Source organism: Sporomusa sp. 246TCP1 (assembly GCF_057319775.1).
On record NZ_CM170492.1, the window covers coordinates 1076468 to 1102060 of the forward strand.

A 25593-nucleotide genomic window follows, 5' to 3' on the forward strand; every position below is an offset into this window, starting at 1 on the left:
AATCCATAATTGTGAAAGGATAATCTTGCAATATGAAGAATTTATAGGTAAATATAAATAGTTGAGGAGGCTGTGGAATGACTAGGGTAAAATTGAGTTGGCTGCTGACAATATTTCTGTGTTTTTCGGTGGCTATGACAGCGTTTGGCCTGCCGGTATGCAGCGCCAAAGAAAAACAGACTATCAGAATCGGCGCTTTGCTGCCACTGAGCGGTGAGTGGAGCGAGCACGGCACCAGTGCCCAGAAAGCGCTCACAACCGGGCTGGATCAAGTCAATCATTATCTGGCTGATTCCGGTTTGAAGTTCGAATTGGATATCCGCAATACAGCGGGAAATCCGCAGGAAGCATTACGCCAGATGGATTTGCTTGCCGGTCAGGGGATACAACTGGTCATTGGTCCAATGAGCAGTGAGGAGGCAAATGCAGTCAATGACTTTGCCTTAGGACATTCCATGCTGCTATTAAGTCCGTCGGCCACTGCGACAGAGTTGGCGAAAAAAGATAATTTTTTTCGGGTAATTCCCAATGACTGGAAGCAGGCAGAAGGTCTCATGAAAATTATGACAACAGAAAGATTTTCCCGGTTTATTGTCGTTTACCGGGATGATGCATTTGGCCGGGGTTTTTGTGAGCAATTGCAGAAGGCGGCGGTAAATTGTGGCAATACCGTGGCCGGGAGTATTGCTCTCCCTGCAGCGTCAGGCAACTTTGCGGCAACTGTGGAAAAACTCACCAGTCTGACAGCTAAGGAAGACCGCAGCCAAACCGCAATTATGTTGATTGGATCTGCGCAGGATGCAGCCGAAATAATTCGCCACATAGAACCCAATAATCCGCTGGCGTTCATGAAATGGTTTGCGTGTGCGGATATTGCCACCAGTAAGGAGTTACTTGCCGACAAAAAAGTGGCCGCATTTGCCGCCGGGGTACAAATGGAAGGCATAGCTACCGGCTACCAGGGGATTGCCCTGGATGTAATGCCATATATCAATTACACTCTGAACGGGGCGGCTGAGGTATCTCCATATGCCCTTCCCGCCTGGGACAGTCTTTGGCTGCTTGCCGAGACCTGTCGCAGAAGTCCGCAGGCGGACATAGAGAGTCTGAAGACAGAATTGATGGCTACCGCTGGACAATACCGTAATTCCTTTGGCTTGATTAATGTTATGGATGAAAATGGGGATACTAACAGCGCCCGCTTTTTGCGCTATCAGCTTTACGCAGAAGGCGAAGGGAGCTATGTGTGGCGTTGCCGGGGACATTATGTAAAACCGGTAATCAGTCCGCCGATTATACAAACACTGGAACCTAAAATAAAGAAAGAAAGCGGCGAAATCCGGATCGGGGCATTGCTGTCTCTGCGGGGCTCTACAGGTGAATTTGGCCGCCAAGTCCAGACTGTCCTGCAGGAAGCGGCGACCGCCTTTAACCAGTATGCGGCGGCAAACGGCTCCGGATTAACGGTTACACTGCAGATCGAGGATACCGCAAGCGACCCGCAAACCGCAGCGACAGCAGCAAAAAAACTACTGGCTGAGGGGGTCAGGAATTTTATTGGTCCTATAAGCAGTGCCGAACTTACCGCAGTGGCGCCCCTGGTGAATGCAACTGAAGCCTCCTGCATCTCACCCACGGCAACGGCCACGTCATTATGTCAAAACGATCATATTTATCGACTGATTATGAATGACAAGTACCAGGGCAAGGCACTGGCGGCTTTAATGAAACAGGATGCGGTTACCCAGGTGATTGTATTGTATCGCGACGATATCTATGGAAAGAATTTGACGGAAGCTTTCAGTACGGCATATGACGGCAAGGTCATTCCGTTGAGCTACAAGAAAGATGTCCGGAATTTTGACGGGATTTTGAAGCAGGCCGAGCAATTGGTTGAGAAAACAGGCACAGACCACACGGCGGTGCTGCTGGTTGCTTATGATGAAGCTGCGAAGCTGCTGCGGCTTCCAACGGGAAGCCATTTAAACGGGGTACGCTGGTACGGCACAGACAGCACCGCATTAACTAGTGCGCTGGCTAATGACCGGCAAGCGGCCGAGACAGCTGCGCGGGTGCAATTTACTGCGCTCGCCTATAGCGCCTATGGCAATTATTTTGACCCTTTGTATCGGGTAATGAATTATCGGGTTTCGAATACAATCGCTCATCCGTTGCAAGAAAGTTCGCTTAGCGCTTTTGATGCCTTGTGGATGATTGGCTGCGCCTATCTTGATAAGGGAATTTTGGCTGACAGGGACACGGTTAATCGATTTATCCAAAACTCGGTTTTCCGGGGGGTTAGTGGACTGGTTGCCATGGATGAAAACGGCGACAGGAACATTGGCTATTACCGGATTTACCGTCTGGATGCGAATAAAGGAAAGTATCGCTGGCTGAATACCGGGCTGTACAGTCTTGACTATGCGAAAAAAGGGGTAGTAGAGATGGCCCGATAAGGTGTTGGTAGTTGGCAGTAATAGATAGGATAAACGATAAAACCCGCGAATATCGCGGGTTTTTCGTTCGATAGGAAAAACATTGAATAGGAAGAGACAGCCATAAAAAGCCGTCCCTGGAGATTGATCTATTTAAAAACTTTACCGTTTATAGCCCTAGCCACCACCGCTTTATTTTCATTGCGGCATTCTTCTACGTTTGATAACTCATAGCCAAACTCAAGATTCTGTGGGTTCCTCTCATTATGGCACAGTTTGTTATTTTTGCTACGGCTTTCGTTTCTCATAGAATCACCTCCAGCAATATTTTGCCCATATGAAGAAACAAGATAACTGGTAATTAATTACGGGATATTTGTGGTGTATATTTAAATACTATCTTAGGAGGTGTTTTTAAAATGGGTAATATTTACGACGATAATTCGAAGTCAGCTCACGGTCCAAGTGGTCTTGAGCAACGGCATCAGGGACCCTACGGAGGGAAGGAAACCGATCATCTTAGCAATAAAGACGCTGGGAAAGTTTTTCCGCAAATGAAAGACATAAAAGCACGGCCAAAACAGTAGGTAAAAGGCAAGAGATCTTCCAGATTGAAGGGAGGTCTCTTGCCTTTTTTCCTGTTCTTTAGAAATTATGGTTTTTCTGTAATTAGGAGAAATTTGGTCAATGCGTTTAAGATTAGTCTGGAAGATCCGTACATTGGTAACAGAGAAAAGTAACATTGAGGTAGGAAAGTGTTAGGATGAGATTTTAGTTCGTTTTTTAGATGAAGAAAAGGGGAAAAAGCACCCGCATGCATCCTGCTGCAACATAATAGTTCTAAGTTTTTGCCTGAATATATATAGATATGAGTTATCATATCTACTAGGAGGGATGAACATGATTGCATTAACAGGCGGTAAAATCCTGACAATGTGCAGTAAAAGTCTGGATCACGGCACAGTGCTGGTTCATAACAGTAAAATATGGGCAGTTGGCAAAAATATTGACATCCCGACCGGATGCCGGATCATCGATGTAACCGGTAAGATCATAACCCCGGGAATCATTGACGCTCATACCCATTTAGGCATCGAAAGCGAAGGTATGGGCTGGGCCGGTTCTGATGTCAATGAACGCAGTGAACCGGTTACCCCCGGCATGCATGTTCTTGACGCAATTAACCCCGCAGATCTTGGCCTCCTGGAAGCTTACCAGGGGGGCATAACGACCGTTATGGTGGCTCCTGGCAGTGCCAATCCTATTGGTGGACAATGCGTTCTTCTTAAAACGGTGCCCAGACCCACCGTAGAACAGATGCTGCTGAAGCGGTATGCGGGGTTAAAAATTGCCTTTGGGGAAAATCCCAAGCGTGTTTACGGGGCAGATCGAAAAAAAATGCCGGTCTCACGCATGGCAACCGCCGCTTTAATCAGGGAAGTTTTCTGGAAGGCCCGTCAGTATCTGGCGAGTCAGAAAGAAAAAAATTGCAAATATGATATGGGAATGGAGGCAATCGCCAAAGTGCTGCGTAAGGAGATGCCGCTTCGGGCACATGCTCATCGGGCCGATGACATTATTACTGCAGTACGGATCGCCCAGGAATTTGATGTTGATATCATTATCGAGCATGGTACGGAAGCTTATCTTATCGCAGAACTGTTGTCAGTCGAAAGAATTCCTGTAATCTTAGGACCAACATTATCCACCAGGTCAAAAGTGGAGTTAAAAGATAAGACCATGGAATCGCCAGTACTGTTATATCGGCATGGTGTATCATTTGCCATGATGAGCGATCATCCGGTAACACCCAGCTGTTTTCTGTCACTATATGCCGGTTTGTCTACCCGGTACGGCCTACCGGCTCATCAGGCATTAAAAATGATCACCTGCGATGCCGCCAAGATTTTAGGCATTGATGACCGTGTTGGCAGTCTGGCACCAGGAATGGATGCCGATTTGGTTGTATGGAGTGAAGACCCATTGATTGTTTCTGCTCACCCGGAGATTGTTATGGTTGACGGACAAATCGATTTTTTCAGGAGCTAGTGCACGGCTGATGAGAGTTCCAATAGCGAGATAGTAGAAATTTAATTAAGGGGGAATATAATAAAAATCCGCCTATCCCGTACTCAGTGGGGTAACGGCGGATTTTGCTTTATCTTAATACGCGAGTCAAGACTCCCGCTTAAACAAGGGTTCTATTGTTTCAGGAAGTGAAATCGTAACGCTTTCATTTTGCCCCTTATTAGTAAATTGCATACCCCATTTACCGAGAGTCTCATTTTTTGCGTTTTTTACGCAAATACTAAGGTTTACTAATTCCCCCCTTGCAGATACAATAGCTACTTGACCTTTAGTCTTTCCTGCTGAAATTATGGTTGCATCCTTTGGGTTATTACCATTATTTCCAAAACTCCATTCAACCTTAACAGTTGATGGCTTGCTAGGGATAGCTTCTTTGATAAAAGTGCAATCCCAAAATTTAGAGTCGCTAATTTCAACATTTACTTGTATTGTAGCCTGAGATGCAGCTTGAGCCAAAGGCAACGCGGTTATTGAGAAGAAGATGCATACTAGTGAGGCTAAACAGAATTTAATTATGTGGCTCATAATGTATAACCCTCCAAACAACTTTTTCTCCATTTTAACATAATTATCCATTCAGGACAATGTGCTAGAAGTTGATTGAACAGTTAATTGAGCAAGACTGTGTTGAAGTGATTGATCACTTGAATGGATATAACGCATTTTGCAAGTAAAAAAGAGCAATTACAAATATTGATTTATGCTTGAGTCCTATAAGAAGGGCTCTTTTCTTTTACCTCTTCTACGGCATAAATAATATAAGCCAAGCATAGTATTTGTTAACGACAGGTGGAGGAGGGGGATTATATGAAGATATCTACACAGGAATTTGCCTATAAGATGCTTGACGATCTTAGAACAAAAGACCGGGATAAAATAAGAAGCATGGTCCAGGAATTAATATATAAAGGTGAATTTGATTTAGCTAATGATTTGAATCGCCTTCTTAACAAGGATTTTAGGTTACAAGATGAATCATTTTATATATTAAAGGGTTACTTTAAGCGATAGCATCCTTCGGGGCGCTTTTCTTATAAGATAGGAAAGTATATGTTTTTGAGAGTTATGGAGGCCTTATAAAACAAGGAGTGTCAAGAATAAACCTGGCACAGGCGCCCCCGTGCCCCGTGCCGTAACCCGTAACCCCCCCGGCCTTTGCCGGAGAAAGCGTTCCGTAGGAGAAAAGCCGGCGGTAAAACCCCTCACCTTGTATTCCATTGGCTCAACGTAAGACGAAGGGCCACGTTTTTCTTATACAAATAGTACCGGATTAGAAACAAAGGGTTATGGGTATGTTTTGTAGAATTATATATAGGGTGATAAAATTGAAAGTTGAAGAAATATATTCTTTAAAAGCACAATTAATTGACTTGGGTTACAGAGAAGAAGAAGTAAACGCATTTATACATGACGCAACTGGAGATCAACCAATTGAAAAACTAAATAAACAAGATTACCAAGAGCTAATTGAATACTTAGGTAGCTATATCTCTTTTGCTAGAAAAAGTAAACAGTTAGTTGTGAATTGCAAATAATGTATATATACAATTGAGCCCTCAACACGGGCTCTTTTCTTTTACCAAAAACAGAAGGAGACACACATTGCCGGAAAATTATACTGCAATTCAATTTGCTAGCTTAACGATAACTTCGAATAACTCTGTAATCAGATTCTTGAAGGAGAGTAAAAAACGCAAAAGCATTTTGTTATTGCTGATAGACAGAGGAATATATTGGACAGATAGATATTATTAGAATTGATTGGAAAAACCGTATTGCCGAAATGGGTATTATTCGAATATAAAGGGTACGAAGTTGTGATAGGTGCATTTACTTATCGGGCTTATCATCTGGATCTGGTTTTGCTGCTGCAGGTTGCAGACTTATAGAAGAACTTTTTTGTTTTGGGAGAACTAGTCCTTCATCTTGCCACATTTGGTAAAGGTAAACTAACAATAAGTGCCCTAGCGTTGTCGAGAATGCTCCAATACCTGCCAATGCATTATTTTGATCGATATACACGAATATACCTCGTATATGAAGCCATGGCTGAACTAAAAGGACAAGTGTTAAGCTGCCAACTAACTGAACAGCAGCATATAGCCAAAACCGTCCATAGGTATATTTAAGAATCCACATTGCTCCAACCGGTAATGCACCATAAGTAAAACTTATCATATGACCAAGAGGGTAAGTATTTTCATGTGTTTCCCAGATTCCCCAGGTGAATCCTACTTCATGAATTATCGTAGTTGTTACTATTACAAACAGGGCTGCAGGCATCCATCTTTTAATTTCCTGTCGCTTCATAAAGAAAAGTGTTAGCCATGGCGGAACTAACATAGACCATACTATAACTTGATTACTCATGTGATTGCTCCTTATGTTTTATGCATATTATCTGTTTCTTACATATCTTTAATACCTGAATTTTAGTTTTAAGTAGGGGTTGCAAAAATATCCCATAAATCGAGATAATTGATTATTCGGACACGATGTGTTATACAGATCGCGAAACGCAAACAGATTGCGCGAGGGTAAATGGTTGACATTAAATTGATTAGTATAATTTTTACATACTAGTAATATATTATATGTTGGTATATAATACAAAATATATAATATAAATATTTGGCAAACCTTCTGAAAGGAAGAGACGCAAAGCCATGGATCTAAGGATTTAATAGTCTATGACAGCCAGGTTGCAATAAAATGCAATCTGGCTATTTTTATTCGGGAAAAAAGAGGAGGTTTAGGAGTGGGTTACAAACTGATAAAAGATTTGATTAATCAACTGAGTAAATTAGGGTACCCCCTTTATCAAATCCATGAAATAGTTAAAGATACTATAGGTACGACTACGTTGGAAAACATCTCACAAGAAGAAGAACAAGAAATAATTGAGAGTCTTGAGAGTTATATTCAGTTTGCTCTAAAATGCCGCAATGCAAAATTGTAAATTATGTATTACGTGTGCAATAGTGTATTGAACATAAATAAGCCCCCTGGCGTATGCCGGGGGCTGTTTTTAGGAGAACTAGTACATCCTAACCCATCCCTAAGGATAGAGCGGCTAACTACATAAGTACATTAAAAACAGTCATCCCGTAGGGGAAATAACCGTGCATATGAATAACATCCGGTTTTGTTAATTTAGTCCATTCTCAGTCGTTTTGGCGGGTGGGCTTTTTTATTTTTGGCGCCTGACGGGTTCGCCTGGTGGGTGGCTTTTTTTTTTTTTGTCAGAGAAAGTATTGTCACCGCAGGGGTTAAATAACTAATTCACAAAATTACTTCTGCGACAATAACATAACCAAGGAGGCGTTTTATATGAAAAAAGTTACCTTGGAACAATTAAAGCAACTTGCAATAAATAGCCAGGATGATTTACGCATGAAGGCGCATTTGGTAAATAGGGATATTACCCTGTACCTGCATTGGTCTGCCAGTCATTATGGTCAGTTTTTTTATAACTACCATATCAACGTTGACCAAGATGGCAGTATTTATGTCAGCACTGATGATTTGTCTAAACTAAAAACTCATACGTGGAACCGAAATTCTGGGGCGATTGGTATTGTATTAGAATGCTGCTATAATGCAGATATTAGTGATTTTGGGCCAGAGCCGCCAACCAAGGCACAAATTGAAGCAATGGCACAGATTGTGGCTGTACTTTGTGAAGCATTAGATTTAACCATCGACATAGATCATGTTATAACACATGCGGAAGCGGCTGATCTTGACGATTATGGTCCGGCTACAACTTGTGAGTGTTGGGATTTATGGTTTTTGCCCGGCACAGAGAAAGACGAAGGTGGTAATTTGATTCGGGGGAAAGCATGTTTTTATCTGCAAAACGACGGAGGCTAAGTCTTTCACCGTTTAATTTTTGGAAAAGAAGTTTTGATGGCTATTGTAAGAGTACTAAGTAATTGGTATATTGCTGAGTGCTTTTATGTTTATAATCAGAAGGAGGCGAATATGTCCGCAAAGGGTGTATTCCTGATTTTGTGTAAATTTCAAATTGGCAAAAAACCTGCTAAGAAAGTTCTTGTTTTTCTTAGCAGGTTTTTTGCGCAAAAGAGGCCGCGACATTAATTTCTTAGTGCGAAAGCCCTAATAGGCAGGATTTGCAGCAATTATCAAGAATAACTAAAACAGCTGAATTTGGTGGTATTTCACCCTTGGACACAACGCAGATGACAGCGGCGCAGATTATGGCTTTATTATCGCAACAGGAGTTTTCACTACATACAATAAATTACATGTTTGGCTGAATGGTGGTGAGGGTAATTTGTGTTTGCGCAAACATTTGGTTCAACAACATTAGGATTAAACGGGATATTAATAAATGTTGAAGTAGATATTGCCAATGGTATTCCAGCATTTGATATTGTGGGCTTGCCGGACACTGCTGTGCGTGAATCGCGGGAACGCGTACGGGCTGCGATTAAAAATAGTGGTTTCGAATTTCCTGCCCGGCGCATTACTGTAAATTTAGCACCAGCTGATATTAAGAAAGATAGTTCAGGACTTGATTTGCCTATTGCCGTAGGCATTTTAGCTGCAAGCGGTCAGCTTAAACCAACGAATTGCCGCAGACAGGTGTTTGCCGGAGAATTGTCTTTAGAAGGCCGTTTGCGAGCGGTAGCCGGAATATTATCGATGGCGGCGAACTGCCAAAATAATAATATCGCTGAAATGATTGTAGCTCCAGAAAACGTGCAAGAAGCGCTATTGGCTGGAAATTTGACAGTTTATGCACCGGAAACACTGACAGAGGTTGTTGCGCATCTTAAGGGTGAGAAGATTTTGCCCGCAGCGCTTCCGAACTTATCCGAAGGTCAAAACCTTAATGCTGAACTTGATTTTGCTGACGTACAGGGTCAGATCGTTGCCAAGCGGGCATTGGAGATAGCTGCAGCTGGTTTTCACAATGTCATGATGGTTGGACCGCCAGGTTCAGGGAAAACAATGCTTGCAAGAAGGATTCCATCAATACTGCCAGATATGACAGCACAAGAGGCACTTGAAGTAACAAAAATTTATAGCGTTGCCGGCATGCTTAAGAATAATATTGGGTTAGTTCGCAATCGACCATTTCGCAGTCCACACCATACAGTGTCAACCGCAGGCATGATTGGCGGTGGAAGTGTGCCGAGACCAGGGGAGGTTACCTTAAGCCATAATGGTGTGCTATTTTTGGACGAACTGCCTGAGTTTCCCCGAACCGTACTAGAAGTCCTGCGTCAGCCGCTTGAGGATGGCGAAGTGACTATTTCGCGAGTTAACGCGACCTTGTCTTATCCTGCCAAGATCATGCTCATAGCTGCTTTAAATCCATGTCCGTGCGGCTTTAGTTCTGATCCGTCAAGGGAGTGCAGTTGCACACATAGTGACATTCGTCGATATCAAAAGAAAATATCAGGACCATTATTGGACCGTTTAGATATAACCATTCACGTGCCACGGCTTGAGTATAACGATTTGATAAGAAATACAGAGCAAGAGTCATCGGTTACTATTCGACAGCGTGTGGAGGCCGCAAGGTTGATCCAGCACAAACGGCTTCAAAGCTTCGGCTTGTATGCAAATGCCCAGATGGAGCACAAACATATAAAAAAATTATGCAAGCTGACTCCTGCTTCGATAGATATTCTTAAGCAAGCGTTTATCAAGATGAATCTCAGTGCGCGAGGCTATGACAGAATAATAAAAGTAGCTCAGACGATTGCAGATTTGAGTGGCATAGTGCAAATTGAAGCAACTCATATTGCGGAAGCTATTCAATTTCGCAATGACTTCCAAACAATTTCCAGGAAATAAATACCTTATCAATGATATATTTATTCACGTTAGAAATAATAAAAATAGGAAGTCTATAAAAAAAGGGGGATTATAAATGAATAAGACAGTATGGATTGTTATTGCTATAGTTGGGGTGTTACTAGTAAGTGCTGTGTTCAGTTATAACACGCTGGTTAGCATGAATGAAAGTGTTAATGGTAAGTGGAGTCAGATTGAAAATCAACTGCAGCGTCGAGCCGATTTGATTCCCAATTTGGTTAATACCGTAAAAGGCTATGCTGCCCATGAACAACAGGCGATTCAGGCTGTAGCTGATGCACGTGCAAAGCTGACAGGAGCGCAAGGCCCGGTTGGTAAGGCAGAGGCAAATGCTGAACTGAGTTCAGCTCTCAGCAGACTATTGGTTGTCGTCGAGAATTATCCAAATCTTAAGGCGGACCAAAATTTCCGGGCACTTATGGACGAACTTAGTGGTACCGAAAACCGGATTGCCGTGGCTCGAAAAGATTATAATGATGCTGTGCAAGGCTATAATGTAAAAATACGTTCCCTGCCAACAAGCCTGTTTGCTGGCATGATGGGTTTTGGACCCAAAGAATATTTTAAAGCTGAAGAAGGTGCAAAACAAGTTCCACAGGTTAAATTCTAATTGGCCAAGCGAGGGGATAGCTTATGAATAAAAAGTTAGCTTGGCTAGTTTTGGTAGGGTATATATTACTAGCAGCAAGTGCTTGGGCTCAGCCTCAAATTCCTCCGGCACCGACGCAGAGTATATATGTTCAAGACCATGCTGGCGTACTGGATTCTGAAACCAAGAGCAAAATTAATAGCTTAGGCAGTAAACTGGCGGCTAAAACCAAAGCGCAAATTGTGGTGTTGACAATCAATTCGCTTGAGGAAACCCCAGTGGAGACGTATGCCTTAGAGGTTCTAAGACAGTGGGGTATTGGTGATAAACAGCTAAATAACGGTGTGCTACTGTTAGTTGCCGTAAATGACCGACAATCCAGGATAGAAGTAGGTTATGGCTTGGAAGGTGCCCTCAATGATGCCAAAACAGGTGCCATTCAAGATACGTACATGATACCATATTTTGCCGCCAATGATTACAACAAAGGTATTTGGAATGGCTATCAGGCGTTAGTTAATATAACAGCTAAAGAGTATAATCTGGATATAAGTATTGATGCCAAGCCAGTTAAGGCACAGTCTGCTGCCAATCAATCTTGGTTAGATACTCTGCCATGGTGGGCACAGCTTGCACTGGTAGCAGGAGCATTAGCATTATTTATCTGTGATTGGCTATTTCTAGGCGGAAGTTTTACCTATCTTATTCTTTCGTTACTGCGATTTCGTGGTGGCGGTGGTGGAGGTTCCGGTGGCGGCTATGGCGGAGGTTCCGGTGGTGGCGGCGGATCGAGCCGAAAGTGGTAATTAATAATAGTGAACAAAAAAGGTGAAGCAACCGATCTGGTTGTTTCACCTTTTTATTGATTATTATTTTACTAAAGCAAGACGGGGATTTGGACGGTAACTTCGGCCAACTTTACCACAAGGTTGACCATCTACCATAACTACATCTGCCGTGAAATTGATATTATCATTAAATAAGCTACTACCAACAGCATAAACGTCAACAGGCACATTAGCCGCCTCAAACTGCTTGATACGCTCAGTGTTAAAACCGCCAGATACCATTATCTTTACATGACTAAATCCCTCACGGTCAAGAGCCTGACGGACATTTATAACCAGCTGTGCGCAAACACCAGTAGGTTTAAATGTACCCATATAAGGGAGTACCGAAGCATCAATTAGGGTATCAGCCGTATCAAGGCGAACACCCCCCAGAGTATCACCCATTTCTCTGGCTACGGCCAAAGCTGTTGCAACACAGTCATTGGAAAAATCGACAAGCGCTACTCGGCCTATTTTCCGATCTGTATGGGTATCAAAGGCTTTGGTGGCCCGAACAGTATCGCCGCCATAAGCAGAAATTAAAGCATGGGGAATGGTGCCAAGTGCATCAGCGCCCCAGAGTGAGCCATTAGCAGGCGTAGAAACACCAAATACACCGCCAATATGAGCCGCATAACCGTCAGATTCCTGGACAGCATAATGATCAAACCGTGAAGGGAAAAATAAAACCGGTTTACCATTAGCCGCTTGTACTACCCGCTGCACATTAGTGGCAATTTTACTTTGGCGGGAGAGTGAACCCAGATAAACAGTCTCCAGATGCGAAAAATTTGCCAAATCGCCCTCGATAGTCATAACAGTTTCCCAGGGGGCAATCGGATCACCGTCATACAAGGCATGAATAAGTAAATTGTCAGGATCATGGGCACATTTCTTAATAATGGCAATAGCCTCATCAATACCACATACAATGGCTTGTTGACGCTGAAACACTTGCATTACTACTCGAGGACGATGGTTGTCTTTGATTAGAATTTCTTGGGTGCGTAAAAAATAACTGTCGCTGAAATAGCCACTTTTTATCTGTTCAACAGGGAGATTAAAATGATCAGGCGATAGGCGTTGTCTCATAATATGCCTCCTAGATATTGCAAATCTAATGGTAATTCTCTAAAATTTGCATAATAATCTTTATTCTACATAATTTTATGATACAATAAAATCATATTTTTCCGCAATAGGGGAGGGTGCAAATGCAGTATAATATGCGAATAATTGAAATAAAAAACCGGGAGCAGGCCCAAAAAGAAGTGGCAATAGTTAATTGTGATCCTGCTGGAGCAGCTATCATGTCAAATAAGGCTGTTTATAAGACGATAAAAGTTGAAAATGTAGTAAGTAAGGCTGCGCTTATTTTAAAGCAGACATTTCTTTCTAAAGGCGGTGAGGCCTCAGTCTCAAGAGGAGCAGCTGATAATAGCAGCCAATATACGGATGTGCTGCTAAGTGGTAGCTTAAAACATTTCAAACAGTGTATTCCCCAACTGAAGGTTCAGCCATGGGGACTGAAAAAATTAGCTGAGAAATTGGAAGCGATAATAGCGGTTGATGAAAAATTTCCCCAGCGTAGTTATAAGCTTGGAGCTCATACGCTATCAATTTCTCCGGAAAAAACCCTGATTATGGGTATTTTAAACTTTACACCAGATTCCTTTTCCGATGGCGGAAAGTTTAACAATATAGATGTTGCCTTAAAACATGTCGAACAAATGATTAAAGATGGTGCTGATATCATTGACATTGGTGCCGAATCGACCAGGCCATATGGTTCGCATAAAATTTCAGCTGAAGAAGAACTGGAAAGGCTAATGCCTATATTAGAAAAAGTTCTTGATGCCTTTAGTATACCGATTTCTATCGATACTTATAAAGCAAGTGTTGCCAGGGAAACGTTAAAAGTGGGTGCTCATATTATCAATGATATCTGGGGTCTGCAGTTTGACCCTGAAATGGCTAAAGTAGTAGCCGAGTATAATGTTCCTGTGGTCATTATGTATAATCAAGGCGAGGCTGAGTATCAAAGGGATATTATGTCTCATATGCTTGAATTTTTACGGCGTAGTATGCAGATTGGTGAAACTGCCGGCATAGGGCCAGATAACTTTATTGTAGATCCAGGTATCGGTTTTGTCAAAAAGGGTTCAGATAATCTAGTTATCATGGCCCGGCTAGATGAACTTAAGTCTCTTGGTTGCCCGGTACTTTTAGGTACTTCGCGCAAACGCTTTATAGGCGATATCTTAGATGCTCCAGCTAATGACAGAGTGGAAGGAACAGCTGCTACTGTAGCATTAGGAATTACTAAAGGTGCAAATATTGTTAGAGTACATGATGTAAAAGCCATCGCCCGCGTTGCTCGTATGACCGATGCAATGCTCAATGCGAAATACAAGTAGGGGGAGTCAAAGTGAGTCATAGAGTATCTTTAAAAAACATGGTGTTTTACGGCTTTCACGGGGTATATGAATTTGAACGGGAGTTGGGACAGCGTTTTTATGTTGATCTTGATATGAAGGCTGATTTAAGCCAGGCTGGCAAAAGCGATAATCTTCAAGAGACGGTAGACTATGTATCTATATATAACCAAACTAAAGAGATTGTAGAAAACCATCGTTTTCGGATTTTAGAAGCATTAACCTACCATATTGCCGGGGAGGTTTTGCGGTTGCACCCCCTTGTAGAAGAAGTGATCGTACGGGTGCGCAAACCCTCGGTGCCAATTGCGGCTGCACTTGATTATGTGGAAGTTGAATCTGTACGGAGACGTGAACAATGATCGTTTTGGGACTGGGTTCTAATATCAGCAATATTATGCATACCAGGGAAGAAAATATTGCTACTGCAATTAGACTGTTAGGTAATCATCCCAGAATTTCGATTGAAAAAGTATCTTTTTTATATGAGACGGAACCGGTGGGTTTAAAAGAGCAGCCTAGTTTTCTAAATGCTGTGATTGCAATTAACACTGATTTGCCGCCGCTAGAACTGCTTGCCATTTGCCTGGCAACTGAACGGCAAATGGGAAGGGTTCGAGAAGTTCGCTGGGGCCCGCGTAACATTGATATTGACCTTTTGCTATATCATGACGTAGAGATGACTACTACTGTGCTTGAACTCCCGCATCCACGCATGCCTGAGAGAAAATTCGTTTTAATTCCGTTATCGGAGATTGCAGGCCATATAGCAGTATACAAAGGAAAGACTGCACAAGAACTGTTGTTGTCCACAATTGATGACAGTCAAGTCAATGTATATGGTGCGATAAAATCTTCTGAGCAGGCGGCTACGCTTGAGTAATAAGCGAATTTTATTTATTAGTGCTCCGATAGGTGCAGGTCATATCAGGGCAGCGCAGGCAGTTAGTCAAATTCTTACGATGAGGCATGCGTGTGAAACTGAATTATGCAATGTATTTGATTTCATTCCCCCCGCTATTGGTCAGGCAATACTTACAATATACTTAAAAATTCTTACTGTTTTTCCTGCGCTCTATGGAACTGCCTATGGCTGGGGGAACCAAAGCCGCATGGCGCTGTTTGGACGAGAGTTAATTAGTCGATTTCTTGCTAAACGCATGCTTAATTATATTAATGAGTTTCAGCCGGCGGTTATTGTATGTACGCATGCAACTCCGGCAGGACTAGTTGCATGGCTAAAGAAAAAGGGGCTAGTTACTGTTCCAACGGTAGCTATCGTTACAGATTTTGTTGTTCACCGTCTATGGGTATGCCACGAAATAGATTACTATTTTGTAGCTCACTTTGCTTTGGCTGATTACTTGCGTCAGTATGGCATTGCTGCTGACTCCATTGCCGTTACAGGAATACCTGTTAGCAATAAGTTTAGTCAACCAAATAGTAAAGAAAAGCTAATGGCTAAGCTTAAACTTTCTCAGGGCCGCAAGAATATATTGATTATGGGCGGCGGTGCAGGCGTTTTACCAATAGATAAAATATTAAATTTATGTAATCAAATTAACAGACCGTTACAGCTTATTGCTATAGCGGGAAAAAACCAGTCGCTTTACAGGAAACTTGTTCAAATTGCAGCCACTGCCAGGCATCCAGTCAAGGTTCTGGGTTATATCGATAATGTGCACGAGTATATGAGTGTTGCCGATTTATTAATATCCAAACCTGGTGGGATGAGCTCAGCAGAAGCTCTGACCAAGGCAGTGCCACTTGTTATTTTCCGTCCTATACCGGGACAGGAAGAAGCAAACACACAATTTTTATTGGATGGTCATGTTGCTCTCAGGGCAGATTCCTTACCGGAATTGTATGCCATATTAACTCGGTTACTATTTGAGGATAATGATGATTTATCCGCGTTACGTCAGCAGGCCGCGTTACTTGGTCGACCTAATGCAGCTGCAGATATTGCTAAATTATTATTAAATTATTGTTAAAAAAGCTAAATTATTATAAAAAATCTTAAAAATAGGGCCTTAGGCCCTTGACCTTTAGATTTTATTCCAGGTATAATTGCTATTACCTACAATTTTCCAAGTATTTACTATGTGCTATTGGCGTTTCAATGTTAGCTAAATGTGGAGGAACTGGATATGGAACAATTTTACTTGGCTGCGTTGCAGAGGGTACCAGGTATTGGCAGTTCACGCATTAAGGCCTTGGTTGATTATTTTGGTAGCGCCCGGCAGGCTTGGTTGGCTGACCAGGGCGATTTATTTTTATCCAAGTGTCTTGATAACACAATTTGTAATAATTTACTTGGTCAGCGGGATAAGATAGATATACATAAGTTGGCTGAATTATTAACAAAAAAACGAATTGGTCTTTGCTGCTTATTGGATAAAAACTATCCCACCCTGCTTCGTAATACCTTTAATCCACCATATGTTCTATATTACCGCGGTACGTTACCGGTAAATGATAAGCTGGTAGCTATTGTCGGCTCACGTAAAGCCACAACTTATGGGAAAAATGTTGCAGGTATGTTGGCAGCAGCATTAGCAACTGTGCAAGTAGGTATTGTTAGCGGGGCTGCCAGAGGAATTGATACAGCTGCTCATCTAGGTGCGTTGGAACAGGGCTATACCCTTGCTGTGCTTGGCTCAGGTGTGGATATTTCATATCCGCCAGAGAACGCCAAACTGTTAGCCAGTATTGCTGAAAGAGGAGTAATACTCTCAGAATATGCACCCGGTGTCATTGCTCATCCAGGGCATTTTCCAGCCCGCAACCGTATTATTAACGGTCTTGCGCGTGGTGTTATTGTCGTAGAAGCTGCAGAAAAAAGTGGAGCGCTGATAACAGCTGATTTTGCGCTAGAAGAAGGCAGAGATGTTTTTGCTGTGCCTGGCGGCATTTTTGCAGATAATAGTAAAGGAACAAACCGTCTTATAAAACAGGGAGCTAAGCTAGTAGATAGTGCAATGGACATCTTAGAAGAGTATGGTTGGGAGACAAGTCTGGGTAATCAAGCTGAGCCTGAACTTTCTCCGGCTGAACAGCAAGTGTATAGTTTACTAAATTATGAAAAGCCTATAGGAATTGAAGAAATTGTGATGAAATTGAATGTATTGCCGGCAACGGCTGCATATATAGTATTACAACTTTCATTAAGGGGTTTGACGGTCGAACATAGCGGTCAGCGCTATACCTGTACCGCCAGGGAGGGAATTAAGTGAGCAAAGCTCTAGTTGTAGTAGAATCCCCGGCTAAAGCCAAGACAATAGAAAAGTTTCTTGGGAAAAATTATACAGTCAAAGCCTCTATGGGACATTTGCGTGATTTGCCTAAAAGTCAATTTGGTGTTAATCTTGAAAATGGCTTTGAACCAAAGTATATTAATATTCGAGGTAAAGGCGATCTTATAAAAAGCCTAAAAGGAGCAGCCAAAAATGCCGATATTGTTTATCTAGCAACAGACCCGGATCGCGAAGGGGAAGCTATTGCATGGCACTTGGCGCACATCCTCAATATTCCGGAGCAAACTACCTGTCGGATTGAATTTAACGAGATTACAAAAACGGCCATTCAGCAAGCTGTCAAAAACCCACGCCCCATTAATTTGCCGCGGGTTTACGCTCAACAAGCCAGGCGAATTCTAGACCGGATAGTGGGCTATAAGCTGAGTCCACTTCTGTGGCGGAAAGTGCGTAAGGGATTAAGTGCTGGCCGGGTACAATCAGTTGCCGTCCGGCTAATTTGTGATAGAGAGAAAGAGATACAGGCATTTACTCCGGAAGAATATTGGACGATAATAGCCAAACTTAAAGAAAAGACGAATTCAAAAGCGTTTGATGCTGAATTAGTAGCTATTGATGGTCAAAAAAGTGCTATTAATAGCGAGCAGCAAGCCCAAAGCATTGTCAGCGAGTTGATTCAAGCGGAATATATAGTGAGTGATGTTAAAAAACGGGAAAGAAAGCGTAATCCTCAACCGCCCTTTACTACCAGTAGTTTGCAGCAAGAGGCTGCCCGTAAATTGGGATTTACTTCCCGTAAGACCATGATAATTGCACAACAATTGTATGAAGGGCTTACTATTGGCCGTATGGGGCAAGTTGGTCTTATTACCTATATGCGTACCGATTCTACCCGCGTGGCTGAGATTGCTCAACAGGAAGCTCGAAGTTATGTTGAGAATAAATTTGGGCTAAATTATCTGCCGGCGAAGGCACCAGCCTACGCTAATAAAAAATCTCAGGATGCCCATGAAGCTGTTAGGCCTACTACCCTGGAATTAACTCCAGATGCTGTTGCCACTAGCTTGAACAAAGATCAGTTAAAGCTCTATACACTTGTCTGGGAAAGATTTATAGCTAGTCAGATGACACCTGCGATTTATGATACACTTACTATCGAGATTACTGCTGGAAGGTATAAACTCAGAGCTACTGGATCACAAATAAAATTCCCGGGATTTTTAGCCGCGTTTAGTGGCGCAATTGGTAAGAGTAAAGAGGTAGAACAAACTGCTGATAGTGACTTAGATAAGGAAACCACTCTACCTGTATTACTAGCAGGACAAGTGTTGAAACTTAACAAGCTTGACCCTAAACAACATTTTACCGAACCACCGCCTCGCTACACAGAGGCATCATTGGTCAAAGTCTTAGAGGAAAAAGGAATTGGACGTCCCAGCACCTATGCACCAACAATTGAGACAATTGTTGACCGGGGATATGTCGAGAGAATTGAGAAAAAATTTCATCCTACCGAGCTGGGATTTGTGGTACTTGACCTTCTAAAGCAATACTTTGAAAAGATTCTAGATATTGAATTTACTGCTGGAATGGAAGATAAGTTAGATGATATTGCCGAAGGTGATGCCTCGTGGTTAAATGTATTAGAAGAATTTTATGCCCCTTTTGCGCAAGATCTAAGTTTGGCTGAAGAAGCGATTGGCCATGTCGAATTACCTGTCGAAGTATCTGATGTTCCCTGTGAAAATTGTGGTCAAATGATGGTCGTAAAACAGGGGCGATATGGTAATTTCTTAGCATGCCCCGGGTTTCCGGCTTGCCGCAATACTAAGCCGATTTTAAAAGATATTGGTGTTAAGTGTCCCAAATGCGGCGGCTCTATTGTTGAACGTCACACAAAACGCCGGCGAGTCTTTTACGGCTGTGAGAAATATCCGGAATGTGATTTTAATACCTGGGATATGCCGTTGAAAGAGAATTGTCAGGTATGTGGGGCATATATGGTCAGACATAAATTTAAAAATGGTGGTTTTTCTAGCATTTGCAGTAATGAGAACTGCTCGTCCCGTCAAGCAACTGATAGCGATGAAACTGCGACGGACGTAGAAGAAAAAGAAGTACAGGCAAAGGCGAAAAAGAAACTTGCAGCTAACCGGAGGAAAAATAATGGATAAAGTCACTATACTAGGAGCTGGTTTGGCTGGCAGTGAGGCTGCCTGGCAACTGGCCGAAGCCGGTATTAATGTGGACTTATATGAAATGCGCCCTCAGGTGATGACGCCGGCTCATCATACCGCTTTATTTGCCGAACTAGTGTGCAGCAACTCGCTTAGAGGGGCCGCAATAGAAAATGCGGTAGGACTTTTAAAAGAGGAAATGAGAATACTAAATTCACTAATTATGAAAGCGGCTGATGCTCACTGTGTACCCGCAGGCGGGGCGTTGGCAGTCGATCGTAATGATTTTAGTGAGATGATTACCAATACACTCAGTAACCATCCACGGATAGCGGTTAAACATACTGAAGTTCTGGCAGTACCTGCTGAGCGTCCCTTAATTATTGCGACTGGGCCACTTACTTCTCCAGGCTTATCTACTGCCATTGCGGGTCTCACTGGCAATGAATATCTCTATTTTTATGACGCGGCGGCGCCTATCGTTACCGCTGATTCACTTAATATGAATATAATTTACCGCGCTTCTCGCTATGGCAAAGGGGACGATGACTATCTAAATTGCCCTATGACCAAAGAACAATATGAACTGTTTTGGCAGGAAATTACCTGTGCTCAGACCGCACCAGTCAAAGACTTTGAAAAGATAGTAGTTTTCGAAGGGTGTATGCCGATAGAGACTATGGCTGCCCGCGGGATTGATACCATGCGCTTTGGGCCAATGAAGCCTGTTGGCTTACGGCATCCAGAGACCGGCGAAATGCCATATGCTGTAGTCCAACTAAGGCAAGACAACCGTTCGGCAACACTTTATAATATGGTTGGTTTTCAAACCCATCTACAATGGCCTGAACAGCAGCGTGTCTTTAGACTTATTCCCGGTTTGGAGAATGCGGATTTTGTCCGCTATGGGGTAATGCACCGGAATACTTTTATTAACTCACCGCAGATTTTGCTGCCTACCTTACAAATGAAAGTGCAGCCGCAAGTATTCTTTGCCGGTCAAATTACTGGTGTTGAGGGCTATGTTGAATCAGCAGCAAGCGGTCTGGTAGCTGGAATTAATGCCAGTAGGCTATTGCAAGGACTTGAACTGCAGGTATTTCCCGAGCAAACTGCCCATGGCGCTTTGTGTCATTACATTACACATGCTGATCCGACACATTTTCAACCAATGAATATAAATTTTGGTCTGCTTCCGCCACTAGCGCATAAGATTAAAGATAAGAAGGTCAAGAATCAAACTATTGCCAACAGAGCATTAGCGGCATTACGAGAATTTATTTGAATAATATGACAATAATATTGCGCAATCCTATCAAGTGTGTTAGTATAATAGTAATTTCCGCCAGAATGGCACAAGAGTAAATATTATCGGAAAGAATGATAAAAAAATGCTCTCAAAAGGCGAAGCATTTGATGGTATTGCCCAATTAGTAGAGAAGTTTGTCTTACACCTAAAACTTGAAAAAAATGCTTCGCAACATACTATTCGCAACTATCAATGTGACATTTGGCGGTTTGTAGAATTTGTGGATAACCAGGATAGTGGTGTGGCTCTGTTTGCTGATATCAACCCGCTTATAATCCGCAGTTATCTGGCTTTCTTAAAATCGAAACAGTATGCCAAAGCGACCATTATGCGACGGATTGCGGCGCTTAGGTCGTTTTTCAGATTTTTATGCCGGGAAAATATTTTAAAGGAAAATCCCTGTAAAGTGGTTAGCACACCAAAACTGGACAAAAAATTACCTGTTTTTCTTGACATAAACGAAATTCGTGAATTAATCACTTTGCCAGGCAACAGTTCGCTGGGAATTCGTGATCAAGCTGTATTGGAAATGCTATATGCAACAGGGATTCGGGTCAGTGAGCTTACTGGAATTACTCTTGCAGATATTGATTTTTCCGGACGTGCAATTGTTGTATCTGGTAAAGGTGCTAAACAGCGAATTGTCTTGATGGGACGGACGGCGGCTGAAGTTTTGCAACTTTATCTAGCTAATACACGCCCTGGGTTATGTGCGAACCCGGGGGAATATGGCCATCAAATAGATAAGGTTCATAACTATGTATTTGTAAATAGTCGGGGAGGACCACTCACTGACAGGAGCGTTCGAAGAATTGTTGACAAATATGTTGAGATAATGGCAATTGAAAAAAATGTCAGTCCACATACCCTTCGCCACACTTTTGCGACCCATCTATTAGATAATGGTGCTGACCTAAGGACTGTTCAGGAACTTTTAGGTCATGTTAATTTGTCTACTACTCAGCTTTACACTCATGTAACAACCGAAGGACTCAAAGCAAATTACAGGAAATTTCATCCGCGTGCTTGATTTTCCTGGGAGGTGATATTCATGTTTCATGCCACAACGATTGTTGCTGTTCGCCATCAGGGGAAGACAGCTATTGCCGGTGACGGACAAGTTACTTTTGGTCAAAACACAATAATGAAACACAATGCAAAAAAAGTCCGCCGATTATATCACGGTAAAGTATTGGCTGGATTTGCCGGTTCAGTGGCTGATGCGTTTACGCTATTTGAGAAGTTTGAAGGAAAACTGGAAGAGTTTAATGGCAATATGATGAGAGCAGCTGTCGAACTTGCGAAAGAATGGCGCCAGGACAGGGTACTGAGACGACTGGAAGCGCTGCTTATTGTAATTGATGATAACCATCTGCTTATTATATCTGGTAATGGTGAAGTAATTGAACCAGATGACGGCGTTACTGCGATTGGTTCTGGCGGACCATATGCACTTGCTGCTGCCAGAGCCCTAGTACTGCATTCTCCATTAAGCGCCACCGATATTGTGCGCACGGCGCTCGAAATTGCTTCCAACATTTGTGTGTATACGAATGACCATATTACGGTCGAAGAGTTATAAGAAAAAAAGGGGGGATGATTTTGCTGGAACTAACGCCAAAAGAAATAGTCAAGGAATTGAATAAATATATAATTGGTCAGCAGCAAGCAAAAAAATCAGTAGCTGTGGCACTTAGAAATCGCTGGCGTAGTAAGAAACTGCCTGCAGAACTTAAAGAAGAAATTATCCCTAAAAATATTTTGATGATTGGTCCTACAGGAGTTGGCAAAACTGAAATTGCCCGCCGCTTAGCCAAACTTGTCAACGCGCCTTTTGTAAAAGTAGAAGCAACTAAGTTTACGGAAATAGGCTATGTTGGTCGTGACGTCGAATCCATGGTGCGTGATTTAGTTGAAACATCCATTCGTATGGTTAAGCACCAGAAGATGCTGGAAGTTAACGATAAGGCCAAAAAATTGGCAGAGGAGCGCATTCTTGATCAGTTTGTTCCACAGGTAAAAAAAGAATCGTCCCGCAACCCATTTGAAATGCTATTCTCCGGGGGGATCGGAACAAGTCAAGATAAACCACCAGAAGTAGAAGAAGAGCCGCAAGTAGTAAACACAGGCCGTGAATGGTGGCGCAAACGCCTGCTTAACGGTGAACTTGAAGAAGAATTGCTTGAAATTACAGTAGAAGATGGTGCTCAACCAGTGATGGGAATGTTTGCTGGGACTGGAATTGAAGAAATGGGCATGAATATACAAGATATGCTTGGTAATTTACTACCAAAGAAACAGAAGAAACGTAAAGTAACAGTATCCAACGCCCGAAAAATTTTTACGCAGGAAGAAGCGCAAAAGTTGATTGATATGGATGAAGTGATTACTTGTGCTATTGATGTAGCCGAAAACTATGGGATTATCTTTTTGGATGAAATTGATAAGATTTCCGGCAGAGGTCAAAGTTCAGGACCTGATGTTTCCCGCGAGGGCGTTCAACGTGATATCTTGCCGATTGTTGAGGGCTCTACAATTGTTACTAAATATGGCCCAGTAAAAACTGATCATGTTTTGTTTATTGCCGCAGGTGCGTTCCATGTTTCTAAGCCTTCTGACTTGATACCAGAGCTGCAGGGGCGTTTTCCCATTAGGGTTGAACTTACTAATCTATCCAAAGAAGACTTTCGGCAAATACTGACTGAACCGGCTAATGCACTTATCAAACAATATATTAGCCTGTTGGAAACTGAAGATGTTAAAGTTGAGTTTACCGAGGATGCTATTGATGAATTGGCTGATATCGCTTGTAGAGTGAATAGCCAGACTGAAAACATTGGTGCCCGGCGACTACACACTATTTTAGAAAAGCTTTTGGAAGATCTAGCCTTTGATGCGCCTGATGTTGCTGAAAAGCAGGTCATTATTAATCGTGACTATGTTAAATCCAAATTGGATCATATAGTTATAAATCAAGATCTAAGTCATTACATTTTATAGCTTTGTTTCACATTATGGAAGGTGGGAATAGTAAATGTCATTATTAGAACGTACACGTACTATTAATAAATTGCTTCAGAAATCAGAAAAAGTCGAATATAGCGAAGTCGCGACAGTGCTTAGCAACGTTATGGCGTCTAACGTCTATATTGTTAACAAAGATGGTAGTATTTTGGGCTATGCATTACTTGATGATTTTGAGTGTGATCTTATGCGGGATAAAGTGCTTCAAACAGGAAGGTTTCCTGAACGGTATGTAGCATGGTTGCGCAAGATTGAGCAGACATCTCCTAACCTTCGTTTGGAAGGCGGATTATGTAGTTTTAGTGCAGAAACCAATTGCTTATTTAACGATAAATTTACTACCATTGTTCCTATCCATGGCGTAGGGGAACGTATAGGAACATTAATTGTAGCTAAATTTAGTGTTGAATTTGTTGATGATGATTTAATATTGGCTGAATATGGTGGAACGGTTGTTGGCATGGAAATGCTCAGAGACCGCAGCGAAAAAATAGAGGAAGAAGCTAGAAAAAAGGCTACTGTGCAAGTAGCCCTGGGAACATTATCTTATTCGGAATTAGAAGCAGTTATGCATATATTAAGCGAACTAGAAGGCAATGAAGGCTTGTTGGTTGCCAGTAAAATTGCTGATCGCGTTGGTATTACCCGCTCCGTAATAGTCAATGCATTACGTAAGTTTGAAAGTGCAGGTGTGATTGAATCTAAATCGCTTGGAATGAAAGGAACATATATAAAAGTTCTTAACGAACGATTATTAGAAGAATTACAAAAACTAAAAAAATAATTTATCATAAATCGAGTTTTGAGAGTAATAGGTACCCTTTGGTGAGAAACGTAAAAAAGACTATGTAGTTTTACAAAGATGATTCCTGCAATGGAGTCATCTTTTTTTAATTCCATTGATTATGCCGGAGTAAAAGGGATAGTAATCGACATATTTTTGAGTAATAAAACAATTTAACAATAATTTACAATAGAAAAGTTTGAACTAGAAAGTATTATGTAGACGGGATAGGCCGAAGGTCCTAAGTTTAAGCATTGGCAAACATTTTTCACAAAAAAGTTAGAGGATTTTCATGTATTTTGTAGAAATAATAGTATGTGATTTGTAGAAATACTATATAATTATATAGACAAAATTATTATAGTAAATAGTTTGGATCAAGTTAAAGGAGGGTTGGCAAAATGCTTAACTCACTTGTGCAGTCATCGCAGGTGTCTGTATTAGAAAAAGCGTTAAGCGCTGCTTCATTACGGCATAAAGTTATTAGCAATAACATAGCGAATGTAAATACTCCTAAGTTTAAGAAGAGTGAAGTAAGTTTTGAAAATCAGTTGGAGTTAGCTATGAGTTCTGAAAAGGCACCAATTGCCAGAACTCACGAACGACATTTGCCAGTAAAATCAACCGGAATAAATGATGTAGAACCTATGATAAACACTATTACTACTACTTCTTTTCGTAATGATGACAATAATGTGGATATTGACAGCGAAATGGCAGGCTTGGCAAAAAACTCGATTTATTATAATGCAGTTGCTGATCGGATTAATAAATATTTTTCTAATCTCAAATCTGTAATTAACGGAGGGAAATGA

25 protein-coding genes and 1 riboswitch are annotated in these 25593 nt (G+C 41.9%); of the genes, 21 read left to right on the forward strand and 4 right to left on the reverse strand.

What is annotated here, in order from left to right:
* The first annotated feature begins 77 nt into the window (after positions 1-77).
* Positions 78-2456, forward strand: coding sequence for an ABC transporter substrate-binding protein (locus AC1ECB_RS05350; RefSeq protein WP_485667766.1), 2379 nt, complete (start codon positions 78-80; stop codon positions 2454-2456).
* A gap of 128 nt (positions 2457-2584) precedes the next feature.
* On the opposite strand, the gene AC1ECB_RS05355 is transcribed toward AC1ECB_RS05350, so the two are convergent.
* On the reverse strand, positions 2585-2743 hold the full coding sequence (locus tag AC1ECB_RS05355; protein WP_485667767.1) for a hypothetical protein: 159 nt from the start codon (positions 2741-2743) through the stop codon (positions 2585-2587).
* A 592-nt stretch (positions 2744-3335) separates the two neighbouring features.
* On the opposite strand from AC1ECB_RS05355, the gene AC1ECB_RS05360 reads away from it, so the two are divergent.
* On the forward strand, positions 3336-4484 hold the full coding sequence (locus tag AC1ECB_RS05360; RefSeq protein ID WP_485667768.1) for an amidohydrolase: 1149 nt from the start codon (positions 3336-3338) through the stop codon (positions 4482-4484).
* Between the two features lie 126 nt (positions 4485-4610).
* Here the strand turns inward: AC1ECB_RS05360 and AC1ECB_RS05365 are convergent, their stop codons facing one another.
* On the reverse strand, positions 4611-5048 hold the full coding sequence (locus tag AC1ECB_RS05365; protein WP_485667769.1) for an immunoglobulin domain-containing protein: 438 nt from the start codon (positions 5046-5048) through the stop codon (positions 4611-4613).
* 282 nt (positions 5049-5330) lie between these two features.
* Here AC1ECB_RS05365 and AC1ECB_RS05370 point away from each other — a divergent pair, with 282 nt between their 5' ends.
* Both AC1ECB_RS05370 and AC1ECB_RS05375 read left to right on the forward strand, forming a co-directional pair.
* Positions 5331-5534, forward strand: a complete 204-nt coding sequence (locus AC1ECB_RS05370) for a hypothetical protein (RefSeq protein ID WP_485667770.1) — start codon at positions 5331-5333, stop codon at positions 5532-5534.
* Between the two features lie 314 nt (positions 5535-5848).
* Entirely contained in the window at positions 5849-6058 is a 210-nt protein-coding gene (locus tag AC1ECB_RS05375) for a hypothetical protein (protein ID WP_485667771.1), read from the forward strand.
* Between the two features lie 295 nt (positions 6059-6353).
* Here the strand turns inward: AC1ECB_RS05375 and AC1ECB_RS05380 are convergent, their stop codons facing one another.
* Entirely contained in the window at positions 6354-6893 is a 540-nt protein-coding gene (locus AC1ECB_RS05380; RefSeq protein WP_485667772.1) for a hypothetical protein, read from the reverse strand.
* A gap of 253 nt (positions 6894-7146) precedes the next feature.
* Positions 7147-7233: riboswitch (cyclic di-GMP riboswitch) on the forward strand.
* Between the two features lie 48 nt (positions 7234-7281).
* Here AC1ECB_RS05380 and AC1ECB_RS05385 point away from each other — a divergent pair.
* From AC1ECB_RS05385 to AC1ECB_RS05405, 5 genes are all read left to right on the forward strand, one after another.
* The gene (locus AC1ECB_RS05385) at positions 7282-7482 is read left to right on the forward strand and encodes a hypothetical protein (protein WP_021167555.1); all 201 of its coding nucleotides are present in this window, start codon (positions 7282-7284) and stop codon (positions 7480-7482) included.
* Between the two features lie 371 nt (positions 7483-7853).
* Complete coding sequence (locus AC1ECB_RS05390) at positions 7854-8396, forward strand: peptidoglycan recognition protein family protein (RefSeq protein WP_485667773.1); 543 nt, start codon at positions 7854-7856, stop codon at positions 8394-8396.
* A gap of 426 nt (positions 8397-8822) precedes the next feature.
* Complete coding sequence (locus tag AC1ECB_RS05395; protein ID WP_485667774.1) at positions 8823-10352, forward strand: YifB family Mg chelatase-like AAA ATPase; 1530 nt, start codon at positions 8823-8825, stop codon at positions 10350-10352.
* Positions 10353-10428: 76 nt separating this feature from the next.
* Complete coding sequence (locus AC1ECB_RS05400; RefSeq protein WP_485667775.1) at positions 10429-10983, forward strand: LemA family protein; 555 nt, start codon at positions 10429-10431, stop codon at positions 10981-10983.
* 23 nt (positions 10984-11006) lie between these two features.
* Positions 11007-11768, forward strand: a complete 762-nt coding sequence (locus AC1ECB_RS05405; protein WP_485667776.1) for a TPM domain-containing protein — start codon at positions 11007-11009, stop codon at positions 11766-11768.
* A gap of 63 nt (positions 11769-11831) precedes the next feature.
* Here the strand turns inward: AC1ECB_RS05405 and AC1ECB_RS05410 are convergent, their stop codons facing one another.
* Positions 11832-12884, reverse strand: coding sequence for a nicotinate phosphoribosyltransferase (locus AC1ECB_RS05410; RefSeq protein ID WP_485667777.1), 1053 nt, complete (start codon positions 12882-12884; stop codon positions 11832-11834).
* Positions 12885-13006: 122 nt separating this feature from the next.
* Between AC1ECB_RS05410 and folP the strand changes: the two genes are divergently transcribed.
* From folP to flgB, 12 genes are all read left to right on the forward strand, one after another.
* Entirely contained in the window at positions 13007-14209 is a 1203-nt protein-coding gene (gene folP / locus AC1ECB_RS05415; RefSeq protein ID WP_485667778.1) for a dihydropteroate synthase, read from the forward strand.
* Positions 14210-14220: 11 nt separating this feature from the next.
* Positions 14221-14589, forward strand: a complete 369-nt coding sequence (gene folB, locus AC1ECB_RS05420) for a dihydroneopterin aldolase (protein WP_485667779.1) — start codon at positions 14221-14223, stop codon at positions 14587-14589.
* A complete protein-coding gene (gene folK, locus AC1ECB_RS05425) occupies positions 14586-15110 on the forward strand; it encodes a 2-amino-4-hydroxy-6-hydroxymethyldihydropteridine diphosphokinase (RefSeq protein WP_485667780.1) in 525 nt (174 codons plus the stop codon). Before folB ends, folK begins: the two co-directional genes overlap by 4 nt.
* On the forward strand, positions 15103-16221 hold the full coding sequence (locus tag AC1ECB_RS05430; protein ID WP_485667781.1) for an MGDG synthase family glycosyltransferase: 1119 nt from the start codon (positions 15103-15105) through the stop codon (positions 16219-16221). Before folK ends, AC1ECB_RS05430 begins: the two co-directional genes overlap by 8 nt.
* Before the next feature lie 156 nt (positions 16222-16377).
* The gene (dprA, locus tag AC1ECB_RS05435) at positions 16378-17463 is read left to right on the forward strand and encodes a DNA-processing protein DprA (protein ID WP_485667782.1); all 1086 of its coding nucleotides are present in this window, start codon (positions 16378-16380) and stop codon (positions 17461-17463) included.
* The gene (gene topA, locus AC1ECB_RS05440) at positions 17460-19658 is read left to right on the forward strand and encodes a type I DNA topoisomerase (RefSeq protein WP_485667783.1); all 2199 of its coding nucleotides are present in this window, start codon (positions 17460-17462) and stop codon (positions 19656-19658) included. Before dprA ends, topA begins: the two co-directional genes overlap by 4 nt.
* Positions 19651-20946: a methylenetetrahydrofolate--tRNA-(uracil(54)-C(5))-methyltransferase (FADH(2)-oxidizing) TrmFO gene (gene trmFO, locus AC1ECB_RS05445; protein WP_485667784.1), complete on the forward strand. Its 1296-nt coding sequence runs from the start codon at positions 19651-19653 to the stop codon at positions 20944-20946. The genes topA and trmFO overlap by 8 nt, the downstream gene beginning before the upstream one ends.
* A gap of 106 nt (positions 20947-21052) precedes the next feature.
* On the forward strand, positions 21053-22000 hold the full coding sequence (xerA, locus tag AC1ECB_RS05450; protein WP_485667785.1) for a site-specific tyrosine recombinase/integron integrase: 948 nt from the start codon (positions 21053-21055) through the stop codon (positions 21998-22000).
* A 21-nt stretch (positions 22001-22021) separates the two neighbouring features.
* Positions 22022-22552: an ATP-dependent protease subunit HslV gene (gene hslV / locus AC1ECB_RS05455; protein ID WP_021167569.1), complete on the forward strand. Its 531-nt coding sequence runs from the start codon at positions 22022-22024 to the stop codon at positions 22550-22552.
* Positions 22553-22572: 20 nt separating this feature from the next.
* Positions 22573-23970, forward strand: a complete 1398-nt coding sequence (gene hslU / locus AC1ECB_RS05460) for an ATP-dependent protease ATPase subunit HslU (protein ID WP_485667786.1) — start codon at positions 22573-22575, stop codon at positions 23968-23970.
* A gap of 34 nt (positions 23971-24004) precedes the next feature.
* Positions 24005-24778, forward strand: coding sequence for a GTP-sensing pleiotropic transcriptional regulator CodY (codY, locus tag AC1ECB_RS05465; protein ID WP_485667787.1), 774 nt, complete (start codon positions 24005-24007; stop codon positions 24776-24778).
* A gap of 401 nt (positions 24779-25179) precedes the next feature.
* Positions 25180-25593 (forward strand): flagellar basal body rod protein FlgB, encoded by a 414-nt coding sequence (flgB, locus tag AC1ECB_RS05470; RefSeq protein WP_021167572.1) that lies wholly within the window; start codon positions 25180-25182, stop codon positions 25591-25593.